Source organism: Shewanella sp. SR43-8 (assembly GCF_014163775.1).
Lineage (GTDB): Bacteria > Pseudomonadota > Gammaproteobacteria > Enterobacterales > Shewanellaceae > Shewanella > Shewanella vesiculosa.
This window is the reverse complement of record NZ_JACJDX010000015.1, coordinates 1-14,404: the sequence shown is the minus strand read 5'-3', so window position 1 is coordinate 14,404 and position 14,404 is coordinate 1. Positions and strand designations below refer to the sequence as shown.

The following is a 14,404-nucleotide window of genomic DNA, read 5'->3' as shown; positions in this document are numbered from 1 at the left end:
TACTGAGACTAACTCAAATAGATACTCATCGATAATCAGTCAAATCTTATTATCTAAAGCGCATCGTTGCTGAGCCTGTTTCACCGTCATTATCAACCACAGTTAACTCAACGGTATGTTCACGACGGCTGAAACTAAAGGCCACAGGTCCGCGCGCTTTGCGGCCATTATTAAAGACCCATTGCTGGCGCTTAATGACACCGTCTTGGTCATAGCTAGTTGAAATAAATAACTGCATAAACCATAAATTTACTCGCTGAATTTGCGCAATGGGGGCCATGTTGACAGGCTCCACAATACTTATGCTGCTAACACTCGTCGCAACATCACCTTTGTCATCGGTAACGGTTAATTGCACTTGGTAATCGCCTGGTTGCAAATACTGATGCGAAGCCGTCACGCCAGATACCACAGTGCCATCACCAAAGTCCCATTGATGCTGAACAATTTGGCCGTCACTATCAGTTGAAGTTGACTGAACGTGCAATACACTGCCATTTAATTGTTGCTCAAAGCTGGCCACAGGTAACGCATTTGCTGGAGCAAATTTAAACGAGATAATCACAGGATCATGATCGGATGAACGAAATGCATCCGCTTGATACAATTCTTGCAGTTGTGTTGCCGATTTATACTCTTCGTTATAATCCAGCACGATAGGCTCATCGGCGTTAATGTGCCATTGAGTAATGCCGACTAAGTTGCTGACTAATTCATCATTGGCTAAAGCATGATCTAGCTGACCTGACTCGCCAGAAAACACATAAGAGTAAGGCTTTTGGGCACCGACATAGCTGGTTAATTCATTATAACCATGACTTGCTAGCATGGTTAACGGATCTTCTTTTGCGTAGGCATTTAAATCGCCTATTACCAGTACTTTGCTATCAGGGTATTGCGCCGCTAACCATTGGCCAATAGCATCACTTGCTCGAGTTCGGGTTTGATTACAATTACCTTGACCATCTTGTAAGTCAGGATCACCAAGACTATCACAGCTGCTGCCTTTAGATTTTAGATGATTCACGGCAACCACAAGATTCTCGTCTGTGCCATTGACCGTAAATTGCTGGGTGAGCATTGGACGATTTTTACTGTCATCAAACAATTGCACGCCATTATCATCAGCGGGTGAATTTGCTGATGATAAAATCCCAGCCTCACCAGATAGCGTCAGTTTATCAGTGCGATAAATCATTCCCACAGTAATCGCATCGGTGCCGATTTTTGCCACGCTAGGCACTACATACGCATAAGTTGTTGTGCCTAGTGCCGCATTTAAACCGCGAACAAGATCACTGATGGCCGAGCTAGTGTCATAACCATCATTCTCAATCTCCATTAAACCAAATACATCGGCATTGATCGTTTGCATGGCATTGATAATTTTTGCGCGTTGACGCTCAAATTCAACGGCTGAATCAGCACCGCGATCAGTTGGAAAACCGTTACCGTTACCATCGCCATTGAAGTAATTGAGCACGTTAAAACTGGCGACTCTTAAATCGGCATCGGCAACCACTTCTGGTGCCATTTGACGTGGATTACTTTGGATAACATTTACTAAACTGGTCGGCATAATGCGGAATTGATTAAAGCCATAATGCATTACCCCTTCAAGCCTAGTCACACTATCACCCACTCGTAAGGTATTATTAGCCGATAGCCCGGGCGCAGGATACGGGATCACTTCAGGATTTTGGCGAGTTGAACCATCATCTAAAATAATGCTGTCACGGGAATTCGCGGCTGTAACGGCAACAGCATCAGCACCTGGAGTCGCGACCTGAGTTCCAATAAAGTGGCGGCTACTACCTAATAACACTTCCCCATAGCGGCCTAAGCTGTATACCTCATTGACCACTAAATCCTGGTCAAAATACACACGCATACCTTCAACACGCTCAAGCTGCTGATTGTCATTTATTGGCAAGGTAACCGATGAGACACTTGGCAACATTTGCTGAGTAGCACAAAGCGCAAATTGGCTAACGCCCGATAACTGGGTCACACCGTTATATTCTGCTACATTTGCGGCTAATCGAATCCTATCGCCCGCATTAACTTGTAACGCCTGAGTGCCGGTATAGACAAATATACCTTCCGAAGTGTCTATATCAGCATCAGCTTCAAGGTCAGCCATTTGCAAGAACACGCCTTTTAAACCCGCTTGCTGATCGCTGGTGACAATGGCTTCAACAACCACTGTATTCCCTATCAATGCGCTGGCTTGTGCATTACCTTGTATTTCATGAATAGCGACAGCTGATTGACCACAGACAAACTCAACAGGGTCGACAGGATCAACAGGATCAACAGGATCCGTTGAACCATTGGCTGAAAATCGACCTAAGTCACTAATGTCATCTTGCGCAAAACCTTGCCAGCCCACAAATGTTACGGCATCGTCAATCACTTGATCTGCAGTTAAATTATTTGTATCACGGCGCAACGTATTATTTTGGGTAGAGGTATCGCCACTGCCCCATTCAGCACCGGGATCGACGCCTACTTGGCCTAAAGAATCGATAACATTGTCGCTATGAGTCAGCACAATGGCATCATCACCATTAAAAAAACTACCATTAGAAGTCAACTGGGCCAATGCTAAAATATCTGCTGAAGCATCATTATCAGCAATCACAAAAGTAGAGTTAGCCGCAATGTTGCCTGAAAGATTAATCTTGGTTGACGCAGAAGTATTACCATTAAAATAAAATGATAATACATAATCACTTAAATCAATATTGGTGCCTGTTGGGTTATATAATTCGATAGCTTTATTATTACTACTACCTTCCACGTATTCTGAAATAAGTAAATCTTGTGCGCTGACTTGAAAAGCCATTAATGTTGATATTGATGCAGCAAGCAAGGTTTTATTGCTTAACATAATAGACCCTTATTATTATCCATAATTTTAGTTAACTGATTTATATCGTAAACATATTTTTATCGATTTATAGCGTAAATCGGCTGTTACTATATCGGTAACCGATGACAGTTAGGTTGCAGGTATGTTGCAGGATCTGATAAAAGTAATAAAAAAATACCGCTCATAATGAGCGGTATTAATGAGATGAATTGGTTTAACTGTGATTAATGTTTTTTGGACACATCGACCATATAATGACCTTGCAGCCAATTGCGGCCAATTAATAATTTGTAACCCATTTTGCTGCGGTCTTTAAGGTTAACGTCAACAACATATTCATGACGAGGTTCACCAACATTTAACCTCACCATGTATCGTCTTTCTGTACCTTGTGCATTACGAATTAATGAGGTACCACGAATTTTGGTGCGAACCTCAGCTTGCTGACCTTTTTCGTTAGCTGTGGTGAATGTGATCATTTTACCTATGTTATTTTCGATATTAACTGTGTCTTCTTTATCGACGCGAATATTCACCGCGTGTAATGAGTTTTCAACAGCCCCCGTATCAATGCGGGTATTATACAACAAGCCAGTTTGCTTAATACTCAACTCAGCTAGAGGCCCAATCATTTTTTTATCTGAAACATCCACGATATAATCATGCTTTAAAAAGTTACGCCCTATGAGTAATTTGTGATTCATATGGCTACGATCACGTAAATTAACATGAATATTATGAAACTCATTGGCAAAACCGACGTCGAGTTTCACCATATAACGTGTTTCAATCCCTTGAGAATTTTTGACTCTAGATGTACTGACTATTTCAGCTTGAATACGTTTTTTCTCACCACGCTCATTTTGTGTAGTAAATTCAACAATTTTACCGACATCGTTTTTCATTTTCTTAGATGCACCGCCAATAATATCTATATCGACTGCGTGTAATGAGGTATTGGCTGCACCGGTATCAATTCGGGCACGATAATGAAGTCCAGACTTAGCAACAGTCATGGTTTCAACTTGTCTTAAAACGGTTTTATCACTTGCAAATACGGATATAGAAAGGAAACACAATACAGCGGCAATCACAATTCTTTTAAACATGATCAATTCCAAAAATCCACAAATCGCTTTAATAGCGGGCGTTTAGCTGCGTTTAACGCAACAAATGATCAACTTCTTGATCAAATAAATTTTTAATTAAACCAGAAAACTCAGTAATAAAAATACTCTGTTCAGGGGTGGCTAAATGATTAGCGACAGAGGCTAAAATCTCTTCTAAATCGTATACAATTGCGTCAATTTCACGGATCACCATATTGCGCTCAGCAAACGATAACTGTGGGTTCTGGCCGCAAACCATAATAATCTGAGCAGATAACTGCTCTTCAAACAATTCCATGACAGTTTCAGTTGCCGCTACATTATTCTCAGATGACTCAAACAGCCCTAAATGTTCAGTTAAATACTGAATTAAATGTATGTACCCTTCTTTGTCAGTAACCATTTTATCCTACCTTTCTTGAAACGACTTAACCGAAAATGGCTTTCAATCGTGATGATCGAATGCCATTTTCAATCACCGATAACTACTGCGCTAAGGTTAGCACAAATGACACAGGCACTGCTAAGCTGATGCTCGGTAAACCGGCCAATTCTTTGAGTTTTTCGACACCTGCCACAAGACCGAATTCATTTGCTTGTACAATCACAGGCGCTAAACTTGAAACCACCATTTTCTTATCAGATAATTTTGCCACTAACACATCAAAGCTCTTCTGTTGTTTCTGACCATGTAACATAATGGTCGCTTCAACTTGGGTCGTTAATGTGTCACCGACTTTTAATCCGGCAAGCAATTTAGGATTGACCACCGCATCTATCGTTAATGTTGGAAACTGCGCGACTTCAAATAACACTGACTGCAAACGCTGATCACGAATTTCAACTCCAGTATCAACACTGGTTAAATCAATCGATAAAGAAAATGCACCCGCATCCGTTAATGAACCAGCAACGTGTTTAAAATGATTCACTTCAGCAATATCAGTTTTCTTAATCGAAATAAAGCTTACTCGAGAATGATCTTGATTGACTTGCCAGTCGCTTGCCATCACAGATGTGCTGAGCAAGCTAGCGGCTAATAATGGTAACCATTTTTTCATCATAAAGTCCTTAGTATAGAAAGTCAGATTAAGTATAGAGTAATATTTGCTTATATTTTGCTGGGGATCAATTTAGCCAGCCATTTGTCTAATGCTTGTGCAAACGCATGCTTATCCGTTTGTGAAAAACTATTCGGGCCACCAGTATGAATACCACTGCTGCGCATTTCTTCCATAAAGTCACGCATAGTCAGGATCTGTTTGATATTTTCCACGGTATAAACCGTTCCTCTGGGATTTAATACAAGCGCACCTTTATCAACCGCATCCGATGCAAGGGGAATATCAGCAGTAACCACCAAATCCCCTTTTGCCACTTGTTCGACAATGTAGTTGTCGGCCTCATCAAAACCTGAGCTCACTCGGATCATGCTAATTAAAGGTGATATTGGTACTTTAATCATCTGATTAGCAACCAGCACAAGTTGAATCGATTTCCGCTCAGATGCCCGAAATAACATCTCTTTAACCGGATTAGGGCAAGCATCAGCATCAACCCAGATTTTATTCGTTATCACAGCTAAAAGCTCCTGTTCATTAACACTCATTAAGGTGCCAAACGATCAATATTCCAATCAGCATCGGTTTTGGTGTAAATAAATCGGTCGTGTAATCTGTGTTCACCACCTTGCCAAAACTCAACGCTGGCAGGACGAACTAAATATCCGCCCCAAAACTTCGGCAGAGGGACTTCACCTTGGGCAAACTTTGCTTTCATTTCTGCAAATTTTCCTTCAAGGGCCTGTCGCGCACTAATTTTGCTTGATTGCTTAGATACCCAAGCAGCAATTTGGCTGTCTTTGGGTCTAGACATAAAGTATTTTGCCACATCTAACATCGATAATGGCTCCGCTTGACCTAATACCGCGACTTGGCGATCAAGTGGATGCCATGGAAACAATAAACTGATTTTGCTATTAACGGCTATTTGTTTAGCTTTGCGGCTTTCTAAATTAGTAAAAAAAACAAAACCGTTGTCATCAAATTTCTTCAGTAACACAATACGTTGAAATGGCTGACCATCTTCATCAACCGTAGCAACGCACATAGCCGTTGGATCGGAAAGCTGAGCATCTTTAGCTTGCTGCATCCATTGTTCAAACAGATCCATTGGGTTAGCAGGTAAATTAGCCCTTCTTAATCCACCTTGGGTATATTCACGGCGAATATCACTTAAATCACTCATACTGGCTCCTCATTAAAGCTTGCAAGTTGTATTCTACGCTGAGCTAACACAAAAAAGCCAACGTCAACACGTTGGCTTAGGTGTTTAATAGTAAAGTTAAAATTACTTTTTAATTAAGCCTTTACCTTGGGTGCAAACATACAGTATTTCAAGGTCCAATGTTGCACCTGCAAGCACGGTAATTTCAGCAGAATTTATGATGCTGCGACTGCAACAACATCTATCGCAACAAGACTCATACCACGTAAACCGCGCATAATTGCCATTGACTTATCACAGGTTAAGCCACAACACTCTGAGGTACCCGTAGCGGATGAAAAAGCACCATCTAAGTAATCACGATGACAGTGTTAGAGTCAATGGGTTTAAAATTAAGCGCTTGGCGTAAATAGCTAAATACATTTGAATAAAGCCAATAATTAGCTTTGTCGGTGAAAGGAGTCATAGGCTATGCAAAAGATAGCTAGCACCGATAATTATAATAAAATAGGCTTCAGCACTTCTAAGCAATCTTGCTGATAGTGGCTAAAATGTATGTTGTAACCTTGCTCAAGAGTCATCGAACAATGGCTTAAACACACATAATTTAACATTGGCTTATTGGCCATATGACTATTAAAGCCAATAATATCGCAGCTGTTAGGCTGTAATAATACGATAAGCTCAGCAAAAATATCGACCTGATTTGAGCTAATATCGATGTTGGTTTCAACACTCACATAAGAGCTATTTTCCTGCGGCGTAATGTGTATAGTAAAATATTCAGCACCTCGAATACCATTAATGGAATACCCTAAAGGACTGAATAAATATTGATCAACACTAAAACCGCTGAATAATTGTTCCAATTGTAACAGCTGACTAATTTGTTCTGTTGATTGATGCTCGCCACGTAAATAGTCTGCTACGGTACCAGAAATATGATACATCAGTAATTCATTGGTGGTATCAAGTGGACTGGCTTGATAATGCTTATCTGTGGTAAAAATATAATGGTGATGGCTATCTAAATGACCCATTCTATAGGCCTGCCCACCAATAAAATCTCTTAACCTAAGCACATCATCGCCAAAAGAGCTGGCTTGTAAATGAGCATAATATTCATTTTTACGCTGATAACACACATAGGAAATCGCTTGTTCACCTATATGCTCAATGAAGTAACAGGCTGATTCGACTAACGTACTAGCCCCGCATGTGAGCACAACGATACGATCATCCCAAACAAATAAGCTTGATTCACTCAATAAATAAGCATCACAAAAATCATTGCTTATGCTAGATAAAATGTCTGCATTTGAGGCAGCAACAAGCCCCTGCCAAAACGTTCGATCTAAAGACCGTAATTTAGGCGCGGCTGCATCAACAATAATCTCTAACTTTTTCTCTGAACCTTCAAAAAACATCTTAGCAACTTAAAAGCCTAGCCACCTGAGGGTGCTAGGCTTTTTGGATAACAAGTTAACCTAATAGAAGAGATTAAAAATCTTCTAAGTAAGTGTAGCCTTTAAGACCTAACTGCAATTCTTCTAGAATACTAGCTCGCTCATCTTCAACAATATGCTGATTCACAAGCTCTTCATAGGTGCGCATAAAGTCAACAGCATCTAGATTAACGTAGCGCAATACATCTGCTACCGTGTCGCCTTGTAAGACAGACTCAATCTGGCTTAATCCACGCTCATCGATACGCACTACTGCTGAGTTAGTATCACCAAATAAGTTATGCATATCGCCCAAGATTTCTTGGTACGCACCCACCATGAAGAAACCAATCAAATACGGGCTGTCAGCACTCCACGCAGGTACAGGTAAGGTAGTTTCAATACCTTGACCATCAACATATTGATCCACAATACCGTCTGAGTCACAGGTAATATCTAACATAACCGCACGGCGCTCTGGCGCTTTATCTAATCCCGATAAAGGCAACACAGGGAACACTTGATCAATACCCCATGCATCAGGTAATGACTGGAATAATGAGAAGTTAACGAAAAACTTATCGGCTAATTTTTCATTTAATTCATCAATCACTGGACGATGATAACGGTTATTGTTACTTAATAATCCCTTCACTTCATGGCAAACACGTAAATTAGCTTGTTCTGCCCAAGCTCGGTCAGCCAAACTTAATTGACCCACAGCAAACAATGAGTGTGCTTCAGAAATATCACTTTGGCTATCATGATAAATTTCAATAATCGCACGTTGATCATAACGACCGCTGATTTCTAACCAAGATTGCCACATATTGTGGAGCAATTGCGGTGCATCTTCACTTGGTTCCTGAATATTTTCAGGAAGATAGGCTTCAGTACCTATAACATCCGTAATCAACACTGCATGATGCGCCGTTAAATGGCGACCTGATTCAGAAATAATACGCGGCATTGGTTGCTCGTATTCATTACATAAATCGGTTAATACATTGACGATATTGTTTGCATACTCATTTAAACCATAATTCATTGAGTTGTTGCTTTGGCTACGAGTACCATCGTAGTCAACCGCTAACCCGCCGCCGACATCGAAACAATCAATACTGGCACCCAGTTGGCGTAATTCACAATAAAAACGGCCAGCTTCACTTACGCCTTGGCGAATGTCACGGATGTTGGCAATTTGCGACCCTAAATGGAAATGTAATAACTGTAGAGAATTAAGCATGTTAGCACTTTTCAATTCAGCTATAACTTTCAACACCTGCGCTGCAGATAAACCAAACTTGGACTTTTCGCCACCGCTGGCTTGCCATTTGCCTTTACCTTGGAAAGCCAAACGTACACGTAAACCTAAACGAGGTGTAATACCGAGCTTTTCTGCTTCAATTAATACCATTTTAAGTTCTGACATTTTTTCCAGAACGATATACACCTTATGGCCTAGCTTTTCGCCGATAAGCGCTAAACGAATATATTCTTTATCTTTATAACCATTACATACAATCACTGAACTGGCTTTTTGTGCCATGGCCAATACAGCCATTAATTCAGGCTTACTACCAGCTTCAAGCCCTAATTGAGGGACTTCTTTCGATTTTTGGCTAGCTAAAATTTCTTCAACTACCGTTTTCTGTTGGTTTACTTTAATTGGGTAAACTAACAAGTAATCATTTTGATAATCGTACTTCTTAATTGCATCATTAAATGCTTCGCATAAACTTTCCACTCTGTGGTGCAAAATCTGCGGGAAACGGACTAAAACCGGTAACGAAACGCCTGCTTCAACCATACTTTTAGCTAATTCATTTAAGCCAACTTTATGATCAGGATTTTGTGGGTTAGGTGACACTGTCACTTCGCCATCTTCACGAATACCATAAAAACCTTGGCTCCAGTGAGTCACGTTATAACCCGAGCGAGCATCTTCGATAGACCAATCAGACATAATTATTTTCCGTATTTGTATCAAAGTTAGCAGTGCCGCAATAGGGGCATCTACTTGTTAAAAATCCAGATAACACAACAAGGTTATCTCAACAGTAAAAGAGTGTGCAGCACGATTGAAGCTACAAAACTCTTGACTAAAAAGGCACTGCCAAGTGCCCTAATGTCATCTCATCTTTATTTATCTATTGCACAACATCTAATGCTAATCATCTTACGCAGATATTCACAAATCATGCAAATTTTACTAACAGAGTATCGACTAGTTGCTGTAACAGGTTTTTTACTGATTTCGCGCACGGTTAGATCACTTTTTAATCCCAAAACCAGTAACATTTTCAGCCTTTATAAAAACGGCGCAATTAAAACCTGCAATGGCGAGTAATGCAAGTTAATTACCGAATAATTACCAGAAAAAAACGTCTATAATCGATGAGTTAAACATCAATAAACAGTACCTCAACCATAAATGATTTTTAATCGTGCTTAATTGGCACAACGTCAGCTAAATTTACGTGTATAATTAAACGGATTTCCAAAGATCGTCTTTTCATTTTTATCTTTCATTAAAGTAGAGCAGAGTCATTCATGATACAAATCGGTAAACGTTATTCATTAGAAGTCGTTAAACAAGTTAATTTTGGGGTTTATCTAAATGCTCAAGAGCTTGGGCAAGTTTTGCTTCCTAATAAATTTGTCCCTACCGGTTGTAATGTCGGTGATATGGTCGATGTATTTCTTTACTTAGACTCAGAAGACATTGTGATAGCTACCACCCAAAAAGCACTTGCTCAAGTAGGTGAATATGCTTACTTAAAAGTGGTTGCAACAGGCCCATATGGTGCCTTTTTAGATTGGGGATTAGATAAAGATTTATTGCTGCCTTTTGGCGAGCAACACAAACCTGCCGAAGAAGGCCACTCATATTTAGTGTATGTTCATGCTAACCATGCCGATGAACGCATCATGGCCTCCTCTAAACTGGATAAGTTTGTTGATAAAACAGAAGCTCATTACACCGAAGGCGAACAAGTTAACTTGATTATTGGCGGCACAACAGATTTAGGCTACAAAGCTATTATCAATCACCAGCACTGGGGAGTGATATACCAAAATGAAGTGTTTCAAAAACTTCGCTTTGGCCAAAAAGTCACCGGTTTTATTAAAACGATGCGCAGTGATGGCAAAATTGATCTTGTGCTGCAAAAAGGTGACAAAGATGAGCTCGATAAAAATGCTCGCTTGATCATCAATAAACTGCGCAGCGCAAACGGCTTTTTACCTTTACATGACAAAACTGATGCCGATGTTATTTATGACAAACTCGCTATGAGTAAGAAAGCCTTTAAAAAATCTATTGGTGGTTTATTTAAAGCAGGTGAAATCACTATCGAAAGTGACGGTATTCGCTTAACTGTGTGAACAATAATCGATTAACCTCCCTAAACTAGTGCAATCCTTTGAGAAAAAGCATGGCTCTGTTATAAAAGTAATAGAATCATGCTTTTTATTAAAAGGATACTGTTTATGGAATTAACCCCGCTAGAAGCTCGAGTTATCGGGTGCTTGCTCGAAAAAGAACTTACAACTCCTGATCAATATCCCCTGTCATTAAACTCACTTACCTTAGCATGTAACCAAAAAAGTAGCCGTGAACCGGTTATGTCACTCAGTGAATCTCAAGTACAAACGATACTCGAAGACCTCACTAAAAAACGCTTAATCAGTGAGCAATCCGGTTTTGGTAGTCGCGTCGTAAAATATAAACATCGCTTTTGTAATACCGAGTTCAGCGAATTACAGTTAACCAGTGCTGAAGTTGGATTAATTTGTGTGTTGTTATTACGTGGTCCTCAAACACCAGGGGAACTCAAAACTCGCTCAAATAGACTGCACGAGTTCACTGATGTATCCCAAGTTGAAGCAGTATTACTGGCATTAAGCCAAGGTGAAAAACCCTTAGTAGTACAACTTGCTCGAGAGCCGAATAAACGTGATTGCCGCTTTCTTGAGTGCTTCAGTGGTAATGTTGACGACTATGATGTTAACAGTAGTGATGCCATTGTGGTTTCAGGCCACACGCAGCAAACATTACAGCAAGATACTCGGATTGCAGAATTAGAGCGCAGAGTTGAATTGCTGGAACAAAAGCTCGCACAATTAGAACCCCTATTAGACTAACTTATGCTTTTCGTTAAACGGTAAGCAAGGACAACATTATGGAAAGTACTGCCTCCCCATCAACATTGACTCATATTTGGTTATTAGCCAAATATGAGTTAAGCAAACGCTTTACCAATAAAAGCGGCATGATTTCATTAATTGCCTTTATGTTAATTTGGGCAATTTTATTACTGTATCCAATTAAGAGTGCATCTGAATTTATTATGCAGCCAAACTTCAGAGACTTTACCGAAGCACTCTTTGGACCTGGGAGTTTACGCCATCTATTCGAATGGCCAGTTGAAGAATTTGCAGTGTTCTGGCTAGCCGCACTATATCTGTTTCCTATGTTCAGTATTTTTATCGCCGCAGATCAATTTAGCTCAGATAAGCAACGTGGTAGCTTGCGATTTTTAACCTTAAGAGTTAGTCGTAGCAGTTTGTTTTTTGGACGTTTCCTAGGTCAAATGCTGATCCAATTAATGCTTATTGTGTTAACACTATTGGCCACCATCGCATTGGCTCTTTCGCGTGAGATGTCATTATTACTGCCATCAATCACCACCAGCCTATTAGTGATGGTGAACTTAGTCATTGTATTATTACCCTACACCGCCGCCATGGCGGTGCTGTCATTACATGCCAACTCGGCCAGACAAGCGAGTATCTTTGCGGTTATCTTGTGGGCTGTGGTATCGATTTTTATTGCCTTGATCAATATGAACTTCCCCCAACTGAGCTGGTTAAATTGGATATTGCCAGGTTCGCAAATTTCTAATTTAATTAATACTCAAGGGTTAAGCTCTTTCGCACTAGCTCCCATTCCATTACTGCAAACTGCGGTTATTTTATTTGTCGGTAAACACTTAATGAGTCGGAGCGCACTATGAGTATCATTCAATGTGACAACCTTTCTAAACAATATGGTAATAAACTGGCGCTCGACACAGTATCGTTAACGTTGACACAGGGCGCACCCATTGCATTAGTTGGTCCTAATGGGGCCGGTAAAACGACCTTATTCAGTTTATTATGTGGGTATATTCAACCTACCAATGGCAGTATTAGCATTTTAGGCCACAAGCCAGGTAGCAAAGCGCTGCAAGGACTATTATCGGCATTACCACAAGATGCAGCATTAGATCCTAATTTTAGTATCGTGTCACAACTGCAATTCTTTGCCCAATTACAAGGCATGACAACAAAAGCCGCCAAGCTAGAAGCATTACGAGTACTTGCGCTTGTTGATTTAACCGATTCAGCTGAAGCTAAGCCCAAAAGCTTAAGTCACGGGATGAGCAAACGAGTCTCAATAGCACAAGCGTTAATGGGTTCACCTAAAATTGTCTTACTTGATGAACCAACAGCTGGACTTGATCCTGCCAATGCGAAAAAAATCCGCCAGATTGTTAAAGATTTATCAGATAATACGACATTTGTGATCAGTTCACATAACCTAGATGAATTGGAGAAATTGTGCGACCAAGTTGTCTATCTTGAGCATGGCAAACTACAACAATCTGTATCGATAAAAGCCAGTCAAGCGACTGACTTTATTACCCTGACAATGAAACAGTGTGACATGGATAGCCTCCACCAAAAACTATTGGGGCTAAACGATGTTATTCAAGTTAGACGTATCGGTGATGATCAATATGTTATTGAGTACCAAAAACAATCTGGCTTCGCCATTGAAATACAATTATTTGAACTGTTTACGGTGAATCAATGGCAATATAAAGCCTTGCTGAAAGGCCGAACCTTAGAAGAAACCTTATTCTCTTAATATTTAAAGATTATTCAGAATATGACTTATGCTCATCAGCTTCGCTAGTGATGAGAAAGCGACTCACTGCGCGTTATTACAATAGTATGTAGTCCCCTTATTTATGATTAACTAGCACTGTTCATAAACGAGGGGATCCAAAAATGTCACTTCATCATCACCTCTCAATTCAGTGATCATCTCTTGATATTAACAGTGCTCAAACACTATCCATTCCCAAAAATACTCTTAAACTCGCACTCCTTAGCCACTCGCTTGAACTAGCAGGCATAGACTGTATTAACCAAGAGTAAATTAATCACACAGCGCACAACTTACATCAGCCAGTTATTGTCATTACATCTAGCAGATCAGTTTGAACAAATTTTTAATTACTCAGGTTAAGCTATGGGAAGTAAGTAAGCAAAATCCATCCCATTCGGCCTATTTCATTAACCTCGCATTTGTTTTGTTAGCAACACCGATCAACACCTTAATAACCAGCCCATGGCAAAATAATGAAATCCAATCCGCGATACAAACTACTGTTTGATAATCGTTTATTATCCCGAGTCGAGCTTATTCTCTATTAAATGACAAGCCTCAAGCCCATAGCGGCGAGTAATCGATGATTAAACAAACCCTAATGAAAAATGATTAACGCGATACCAGGTCTAAGCATCAGGAATTAATATAATAAACCTAAGTAAAACTGAGATTTATGATGATGGATGGTAGAAGATGGATGATGGACAGCAATTGATCATGACTTGATAAAAACAGATAGTTTTTGATGATAACAATCGATAGCAAGAGCAGGATGATGATGATTGATATGGGTATGGGTATGGGTATG

Annotated in this window: 12 protein-coding genes and 1 pseudogene; 4 read left to right on the top strand and 9 right to left on the bottom strand. The window is 40.1% G+C overall.

Annotation, left to right across the window (positions count from 1 at the left end; genetic code table 11):
• Window positions 1-49 precede the first annotated feature (49 nt).
• The 9 genes and pseudogenes from H5114_RS17615 to speA all read right to left on the bottom strand — a co-directional run bounded on the left by H5114_RS17615 (window position 50) and on the right by speA (window position 9,621).
• The gene (locus H5114_RS17615; protein ID WP_182723645.1) at window positions 50-2,893 is read right to left on the bottom strand and encodes an ExeM/NucH family extracellular endonuclease; all 2,844 of its coding nucleotides are present in this window, start codon (window positions 2,891-2,893) and stop codon (window positions 50-52) included.
• Between the two features lie 206 nt (window positions 2,894-3,099).
• Window positions 3,100-3,984 carry a RimK/LysX family protein gene (locus H5114_RS17610; protein ID WP_124018124.1) on the bottom strand — a complete coding sequence of 295 codons (885 nt, stop codon included), beginning with the start codon at window positions 3,982-3,984 and terminating at the stop codon, window positions 3,100-3,102.
• A 52-nt stretch (window positions 3,985-4,036) separates the two neighbouring features.
• The gene (locus H5114_RS17605; protein ID WP_124018123.1) at window positions 4,037-4,387 is read right to left on the bottom strand and encodes a DUF3802 family protein; all 351 of its coding nucleotides are present in this window, start codon (window positions 4,385-4,387) and stop codon (window positions 4,037-4,039) included.
• Between the two features lie 82 nt (window positions 4,388-4,469).
• A complete protein-coding gene (locus H5114_RS17600) occupies window positions 4,470-5,045 on the bottom strand; it encodes a YceI family protein (protein WP_165870182.1) in 576 nt (191 codons plus the stop codon).
• Window positions 5,046-5,095: 50 nt separating this feature from the next.
• Window positions 5,096-5,593: a YaiI/YqxD family protein gene (locus H5114_RS17595; RefSeq protein ID WP_220492609.1), complete on the bottom strand. Its 498-nt coding sequence runs from the start codon at window positions 5,591-5,593 to the stop codon at window positions 5,096-5,098.
• Complete coding sequence (pdxH, locus tag H5114_RS17590) at window positions 5,593-6,231, bottom strand: pyridoxamine 5'-phosphate oxidase (protein WP_124018120.1); 639 nt, start codon at window positions 6,229-6,231, stop codon at window positions 5,593-5,595. Before pdxH ends, H5114_RS17595 begins: the two co-directional genes overlap by 1 nt.
• Window positions 6,232-6,425: 194 nt before the next feature.
• Window positions 6,426-6,509: pseudogene (locus tag H5114_RS20655) on the bottom strand (hypothetical protein); the annotation flags it as partial.
• Between the two features lie 198 nt (window positions 6,510-6,707).
• Window positions 6,708-7,637 (bottom strand): adenosylmethionine decarboxylase, encoded by a 930-nt coding sequence (locus H5114_RS17580; protein WP_182698524.1) that lies wholly within the window; start codon window positions 7,635-7,637, stop codon window positions 6,708-6,710.
• A gap of 73 nt (window positions 7,638-7,710) precedes the next feature.
• Window positions 7,711-9,621, bottom strand: coding sequence for a biosynthetic arginine decarboxylase (gene speA, locus H5114_RS17575; RefSeq protein WP_124018118.1), 1,911 nt, complete (start codon window positions 9,619-9,621; stop codon window positions 7,711-7,713).
• 587 nt (window positions 9,622-10,208) lie between these two features.
• On the opposite strand from speA, the gene H5114_RS17570 reads away from it, so the two are divergent.
• The 4 genes from H5114_RS17570 (at window position 10,209) to H5114_RS17555 (ending at window position 13,569) form a co-directional block, all read left to right on the top strand.
• Window positions 10,209-11,042, top strand: coding sequence for a S1 RNA-binding domain-containing protein (locus H5114_RS17570; RefSeq protein ID WP_182698523.1), 834 nt, complete (start codon window positions 10,209-10,211; stop codon window positions 11,040-11,042).
• 105 nt (window positions 11,043-11,147) lie between these two features.
• A complete protein-coding gene (locus tag H5114_RS17565; RefSeq protein ID WP_182723643.1) occupies window positions 11,148-11,801 on the top strand; it encodes a YceH family protein in 654 nt (217 codons plus the stop codon).
• Between the two features lie 38 nt (window positions 11,802-11,839).
• On the top strand, window positions 11,840-12,673 hold the full coding sequence (locus H5114_RS17560; protein WP_182723642.1) for an ABC transporter permease: 834 nt from the start codon (window positions 11,840-11,842) through the stop codon (window positions 12,671-12,673).
• Complete coding sequence (locus tag H5114_RS17555) at window positions 12,670-13,569, top strand: ABC transporter ATP-binding protein (RefSeq protein ID WP_182723641.1); 900 nt, start codon at window positions 12,670-12,672, stop codon at window positions 13,567-13,569. Before H5114_RS17560 ends, H5114_RS17555 begins: the two co-directional genes overlap by 4 nt.
• Window positions 13,570-14,404 lie beyond the last annotated feature (835 nt).